Origin of the sequence: Providencia burhodogranariea DSM 19968 (assembly GCF_000314855.2) — a bacterium.
Taxonomy (GTDB): Bacteria; Pseudomonadota; Gammaproteobacteria; order Enterobacterales; family Enterobacteriaceae; genus Providencia; species Providencia burhodogranariea.
In genome coordinates, this window is record NZ_KB233222.1 from 1567694 (window position 1) to 1574534 (window position 6841).

The 6841-nt window shown below is 39.3% G+C and carries 5 protein-coding genes; all 5 read left to right on the forward strand.

The window, feature by feature from the left end; translation table 11 throughout:
* Nucleotides 1-296: 296 nt before the first annotated feature.
* The 5 genes from OOA_RS06630 (at nt 297) to dauA (ending at nt 6537) form a co-directional block, all read left to right on the forward strand.
* The gene (locus OOA_RS06630; protein WP_008911371.1) at nt 297-932 is read left to right on the forward strand and encodes a CDP-alcohol phosphatidyltransferase family protein; all 636 of its coding nucleotides are present in this window, start codon (nt 297-299) and stop codon (nt 930-932) included.
* Nucleotides 929-2695, forward strand: coding sequence for a bifunctional alpha/beta hydrolase/class I SAM-dependent methyltransferase (locus OOA_RS06635; RefSeq protein WP_008911372.1), 1767 nt, complete (start codon nt 929-931; stop codon nt 2693-2695). The genes OOA_RS06630 and OOA_RS06635 overlap by 4 nt, the downstream gene beginning before the upstream one ends.
* Nucleotides 2696-2864: 169 nt before the next feature.
* A complete protein-coding gene (locus OOA_RS06640) occupies nt 2865-4202 on the forward strand; it encodes a phosphatase PAP2/dual specificity phosphatase family protein (protein ID WP_008911373.1) in 1338 nt (445 codons plus the stop codon).
* The gene (locus tag OOA_RS06645) at nt 4202-4609 is read left to right on the forward strand and encodes a hypothetical protein (RefSeq protein WP_008911374.1); all 408 of its coding nucleotides are present in this window, start codon (nt 4202-4204) and stop codon (nt 4607-4609) included. Before OOA_RS06640 ends, OOA_RS06645 begins: the two co-directional genes overlap by 1 nt.
* 239 nt (nt 4610-4848) lie before the next feature.
* Nucleotides 4849-6537 (forward strand): C4-dicarboxylic acid transporter DauA, encoded by a 1689-nt coding sequence (dauA, locus tag OOA_RS06650; RefSeq protein ID WP_008911375.1) that lies wholly within the window; start codon nt 4849-4851, stop codon nt 6535-6537.
* Nucleotides 6538-6841 lie beyond the last annotated feature (304 nt).

Sequence of the window (6841 nt, forward strand, 5' to 3'; positions counted from 1 at the left end):
GTTCGTAATACATCACTAAAAACACAGGCGATATATCTTAAAGTATGACGCATCTAGATGCGCTAACTTAGGACAGCTCTTATTGTAGTCTAATGATAATGGGGTATTGATATATAGCCATAATTTTTCAAGCTGCATAGTTGTAGACGACGTTCAGGTACCCATATTACATAGTCCATTCGTATTCACTGGGCATCTTTATAGGAATAGCGTCGCTTGTTGTCTACCTGTATCTAAAATTATTTAGATATACATATATTTTCAGCATTGTTAATAAGATCAGCAAGGATGAACGAATGACAATTTATGATCTGAAACCTAAATTTCAGAACTTGTTACGCCCTATCGTGAAAAGGCTCTATGACACAGGCGTAACAGCCAATCAAATAACACTTGGTGCGATGTTGTTATCTATTTTCATTGGCGCACTACTGTGTATTTTCCCAGATCCACGATTATTTTTACTATTACCCTTTGTTTTATTTATCCGCATGGCTTTAAACGCCATCGATGGAATGCTAGCGCGTGAATATCACCAAAAAAGCCACTTGGGTGCCATATTAAATGAACTAGGCGATGTCATTTCTGATATCGCACTGTATCTTCCTTTCGTTCTACTATTTCCCGATGCTTTTTGGTTGATTTTACTCATTTTATTTCTTGCATTGTTAACCGAATTTATTGGTGTCGTCGCTCAAGCGATTGGTGCTACAAGGCGCTATGACGGACCAATTGGTAAAAGCGACCGAGCTTTTATTTTTGGTGCTCTCGGACTTCTTATTGCTATTTTTCCACAGCTAGTATCATCAAATTGGTTAACTGTTATTTTTGTCCTAATTGCTTTTTTACTTCTTTATACCTGCTACAACCGAATACGCCGTGCTCTGAATGAACTTAATGCCGAATCGACAAATAATAAGGAACAATCATGAACGCTCAGACAGACTATTTAACTCAACGTCCTGTCATTGAATCAAAATTTAGTACCAGTGATCATACTGAACTTTTTTATCGTCATTGGCCAACAGAGCAGCCAACGAATAAAGCAGTGATACTTTTTCACCGCGGTCATGAGCATTCAGGGCGTGTTGCACATCTAGTCGATGAGCTAGATTTACCAAATTATGCCATGTTCGCATGGGATGCTCGTGGTCATGGTCGCAATGAAGGCCCACGAGGTTACAGCCCTTCATTAGGCACATCAATTCATGATGTTGATGAATTTGTCCGTTATGTTTCCACTCAATACCAAATACCTCTCGAAAATATTATTGTTATTGGGCAAAGTGTTGGAGCTGTATTAGTTTCTGCTTGGGTTCACGATTACGCGCCACGTATCCGTGGTATGGTGCTCGCCTCACCTGCGTTCAAAGTAAAGCTCTATGTGCCTTTTGCTCGAAGTGGTTTAGCCTTAATGCAAAAAATACGTGGACTGTTTTATGTTAACTCCTATGTCAAAGCGAAGTTTTTAACTCATGACCAAAGCCGTATTGACTCTTTTAATCGCGATCCATTAATTACGCGCCCTATCGCCGTGAATATTCTGCTCGAACTTTATAAAACTGCAGATAGAATTGTTTCGGATGCGGGTGCTATAACCCTACCCACACAGTTATTTATTTCGGGTAGCGATCATGTGGTTCACCATAAACCACAACATCAATTTTATGAACGCTTGAATACGCCAATCAAAGAGAAACACATCTTACCCGGTTTTTATCACGACACTCTCGGGGAGAAAGAACGCCATATCCCTATTGCCAAAATTCGTGAGTTTATTAGTAAACTGTTCGCATTACCTCGCTATCAACATGACTACCAATTTGAAGATATTTGGAGTGTTAGCGCGGATGCTTATCGCAATTTGGCGACACCAATGCCTGCATGGTGCCCTAAAAACCTCAGTTATAAACTATTAAGCAAATCCATGAGTACCTTAGGTAAAGCTTCTGAAGGTGTCCGAATTGGGTATGATAAAGGCTTTGACTCCGGTTCGACCCTTGATTACATCTACCGTGATAAAGCACAAGGTAACGGGCTATTTGGGCGTATTATTGATAGACAATATCTCAACAGTATCGGTTGGCAGGGGATCCGCCAACGAAAAGTTAATATTGAAAATATTATCCGCCAAGCAATTCGTGATCTTACTGATAACAATCAACCGGTACGTATTATGGATATTGCTGCAGGCCAAGGGCGCTACGTATTCGATGCAATCAACGATTACGAAAAAGTCGAATCCGTACTTTTACGCGACTACAGCCCGATTAATGTCGAACAAGGTCGCTTACAAATCAAAGAGCGTTACCTCGAAAATAAAGCACGTTTTGAGGAAGGCAATGCCTTCGATGCTGATGATATCGCGGCTGTTACCCCAGCACCGACCCTTGGAATTGTTAGTGGCTTATATGAACTTTTCCCGAGTAACGATTTGATCCGTGCCTCCTTAAATGGTTTATCTCGCGCTATCCCCTCTGGTGGATTATTAATCTATACCTGCCAACCATGGCATCCACAGGTTGAAATGATTGCACGAGTTCTCCCTAGCCATCAGGGTGGTCAAGCTTGGGTAATGCGTTGCCGAAGCCAAGGTGAGATGGATACGCTAGTTGAAGAAGCTGGCTTCGAAAAACTTAACCAATTAATTGATAATTGGGGTATATTTAGTGTTTCTATTGCACGACGTCGCTGATCGTTTTATGTCATAAGTAATGCGGAGGTGATGATAATTCATCACCTTCATCTTGTTACTCATACCTGCATACAAACGACCGAGTTATTTTGGCTATTGGCTAGTCTAGCTAAGCTTTAAGCCATGTATTTCTCATAACAAAAATATCAATAAGTACCTGGATAGACTGATGACAGCCATACTTAAATCTTCAGCACCTAATTCACGACGTCAGATTTGGCTATTAGGTTTTATTTGGCTTATTTTTTTGGCTCCCCTGTTCTTTTTAACTTACGGGCAAGTTAATACCCATACTGCATCACTACCTGATGTTCCGTCATTTGTGTTTTCTTGGGAGCATCATATTCCATTTTGGCCTTGGACCATTATTCCCTATTGGAGTATTGACCTATTTTATGGCCTATCACTATTTATTTGCACGACACGTCGTGAGCAAACCATTCAAGGAATCCGCTTAATTACAGCATCGCTTGTTGCTTGTATTGGTTTTTTATTATTTCCCTTGAAATTTAGCTTTGAACGGCCCGATACGAATGGAATAGCGGGTTGGATGTTTGACCGCCTTGAATTATTTGACTTGCCTTATAACCAAGCTCCTTCGTTGCACATCATCTTATTATGGTTATTATGGCTACGTTTTCTGGCTCATACACCAACGAAATGGCGTTGGCTACTGCATAGCTGGTCAGTGTTAATTTTGGTTTCTGTGCTAACCACTTGGCAGCACCACTTTATTGACGTAATTAGTGGGTTTGCTGTTGGTATTCTTATTAGTTACTTATTACCTATCGAAACTAAATGGTACTGGCACTTCACTGGAAGCCGCCGTAGCTTTAAAATGAGTATAAGTTATGGCTTAGCTTCATTAGCTTTTTTCTTAATTGCATGTCTGATCCAAGGTGCTTTATGGCTATTACTATGGCCAGCAATTGCACTATTTTTTGTGGCTCTCGGATATCTTGGGTTTGGCGCATCAGTGTTCCAAAAAACATCTGATGGGATCATCTCACCTTCTGCCACTTTATTGCTTTTCCCCTACCGATTATTTGCTATAGGAACTTATTATTACTATGCCAACGCCTGTAAGCAACCAAGCAAAGTTACCGACCAACTCATATTGGGTGGCCGCCCGCTTTATCCTCTGCAAGCACAATCCGTTTTCGATATGACTTGCGAGTGGCCTCGCAATTCATATAGTAGCGCCTTATATTACTGTAGCCAGCCTCAAATAGATTTGTTACCTATTATGGCAGCAGATATAGAACGAGCGGTTCATACTATGGACACACTGACTCAAAATGGTGCTATTTATGTTCATTGCAAATTAGGGTATTCGCGCAGTGCGACAGTAGCTGTTGCATGGCTAGTGCATAATCATACAACTAGAAGTATTGATGAAGCGGTTGCTTTAGTAACTCAAGCTCGGCCTCAGGTGATCTTAAATTCTGCATCTATTGAACAACTACACTTTTGGTATGAGCAATATCATACAAAGCGAGTATATTAATGAGTAATTTATCAGATAAAAAATGTGGCGATGTAATCATTGCTTTAACCGCGAGTTGGCGATATTTTGCTTGTGCTTCAATACTCGCTTTTATTTGCCAACTAGCCTTATTTATCTGTTCATTTACCGAGCAAATTTATTTATTTGTTGGTATCGTTATTTTTATTATCAATCACTATTTTATTTTCCGTCTTTGGCTTGATAAGCATTTTTTTAAAATTTTATACCGACAAGACGATAATCACTGTTTCGACCTAGCATTACAGGAAATTTTCCCTAAGAAACAGGTAGCTATAAGTATGGAGAAACGTTGGAATGGAACTAAAAAATTATTTAATTACGCATTATCATTCGTAATTTTATATTGGTTTTGGATATTAACTTCAATATTTATGATAAATAAATAACCTATTCTAATTTATTATGATTAATTCTTAATGAATACTTAAAATATAACAAAGTCCGCAATAAATCACTTTAAGAGTTAGTACTAAACAATATCAATAGTTTTTTTTGCTTTTGTTACTGTAACCGTTATGATAATTGCGAATTCATTGACAGATAACAGTTTTTTTTATGTGAATTCGACATATTCTATTGGCATCTGCTTTTAGTTATTTTAACCCTGTTATTTCGGTGGGGTACAATGAGTACAAAAAAAATTAATAGGTTGCGCCCATTTAGTGCGCTAATAGATTCATGTTGGAAAGAAAAATACACGTTCGCGCGTTTTATTAAAGATTTAATTGCAGGAATTACTGTTGGCATTATAGCCATTCCTTTAGCAATGGCACTCGCTATCGCAAGTGGTGTACCTCCTCAATATGGCCTTTACACCGCAGCCGTTGCAGGTATCGTCATTGCTATTTCTGGTGGATCACGTTATAGCGTTTCAGGACCTACCGCAGCTTTCGTTGTCATTTTATACCCAGTTTCTCAACAATTTGGTTTAAGTGGATTACTAGTTGCAACCCTAATGTCAGGAATTATCTTGATGGCGATGGGCTTTGCTCGCTTTGGTAAGTTTATCGAGTATATTCCTGTTTCTGTGACACTCGGTTTTACCTCTGGTATCGCCATCACCATTGCTACAATGCAGGTAAAAGATTTCTTTGGCTTACAACTAGCGCATGTCCCAGAAAATTATGTTGATAAAGTCATCGCATTAACCAATGCTTTCCCAACACTCCAATACAGCGACACATTGATTGGAGCAGTGACATTATTAGTGCTTATCTACTGGCCTAAGTTAGGATTAAAGTTACCGGGTCACTTACCTGCCCTAGTTGCAGGTACATTAGTCATGTGGGGCCTAACTTTCTTTGATAAACAAGTTGCCACTATTGGTTCAGAGTTTAGTTACTTGCTACCTGATGGCGCCGAAGGTAATGGGATCCCACCGATATTACCTCAATTTATTCTCCCCTGGGAGCTTCCCGGCAGTGCACCTATTAGCTGGTCAATGATAACTGCGCTAATGCCCGCAGCATTTTCTATGGCTGTGCTGGGCGCTATCGAGTCACTTCTTTGCGCCGTTGTCCTCGATAACATGACAGGTAAAAAACACCATTCGAATAGTGAGTTGATTGGTCAAGGTGTCGGTAATATTGCGGCTCCATTCTTTGGCGGTATTACAGCAACAGCAGCAATAGCACGTTCAGCAGCTAACGTCAGGGCGGGAGCAACCTCACCTATCTCTGCGATTATCCACTCATTGCTTGTTTTACTGACATTACTTGTTCTTGCTCCAATGCTCTCTTACCTTCCGCTAGCCGCCATGTCCGCATTGCTGTTAATGGTTGCTTGGAACATGAGTGCAGCACACAAAGTTATAGATCTTATTCGTCGAGCACCTAAAGATGACATTATTGTCTTATTACTTTGTATGTCATTAACCGTATTCTTTGATATGGTTATTGCTATCTCTGTTGGTATTGTTTTAGCTTCGTTATTGTTTATGCGCCGGATCGCCAATATGACACGTATTAGTGAGCTGCCAGAAACGAATCAAGCACAAAGCTGCTTAGTCGTACGAGTTAATGGCCCTTTGTTTTTTGCTGCCGCTGAGCGTATTTTCGATGAGTTAAGAGTTAAAAGCGCAGGCTATAAAACCATTATTATGCAATGGGATGCTGTCCCTGTGCTTGATGCAGGGGGTTTAGATGCTTTTCAAAAATTTATCGATTCTGTGAAAAAAGATACTCACATCATTGTATGTGATATCCCATTCCAGCCGCTAAAAACCTTGGCTCGCGCAAGAGTTACCCCCATTGAGGGAGTTTTAAGTTTCCAGCACTCAATTAATAAAGCACTTGAAGAACTGAATTTAAAATAATCGCTAGCCACTGGCAGATACCTGTCAGTGGTTATCTTATTTTTAATTTAGTTTATTTGAGTCATTAATCATGACTGAACGGTTAATATCCTAATAAAGTTATTAATACTAAACGTCATTCCAAACGTATACGAATTTAGATTTAGCTATCTGTATTTAAATGAAAAAATAATTTTTCATGCTTTCCTCGCATGACCTCTGTTCTCTAATTTATCAAAAATCGTACAATTAGCTGCTTTAGCCTATAATTAAGATGATTTTTTTCAAAAAATTTGTGAATAGATAAATAAATTAAAATAGTTAA

Coding starts and splice junctions, on each gene's coding strand:
- OOA_RS06645 (WP_008911374.1), top strand. CDS start 4,202: ATGAGTAATTTATCAGATAAAAAATGTGGCGATGTAATCATTGCTTTA.
- OOA_RS06640 (WP_008911373.1), top strand. CDS start 2,865: ATGACAGCCATACTTAAATCTTCAGCACCTAATTCACGACGTCAGATT.
- dauA (WP_008911375.1), top strand. CDS start 4,849: ATGAGTACAAAAAAAATTAATAGGTTGCGCCCATTTAGTGCGCTAATA.
- OOA_RS06630 (WP_008911371.1), top strand. CDS start 297: ATGACAATTTATGATCTGAAACCTAAATTTCAGAACTTGTTACGCCCT.
- OOA_RS06635 (WP_008911372.1), top strand. CDS start 929: ATGAACGCTCAGACAGACTATTTAACTCAACGTCCTGTCATTGAATCA.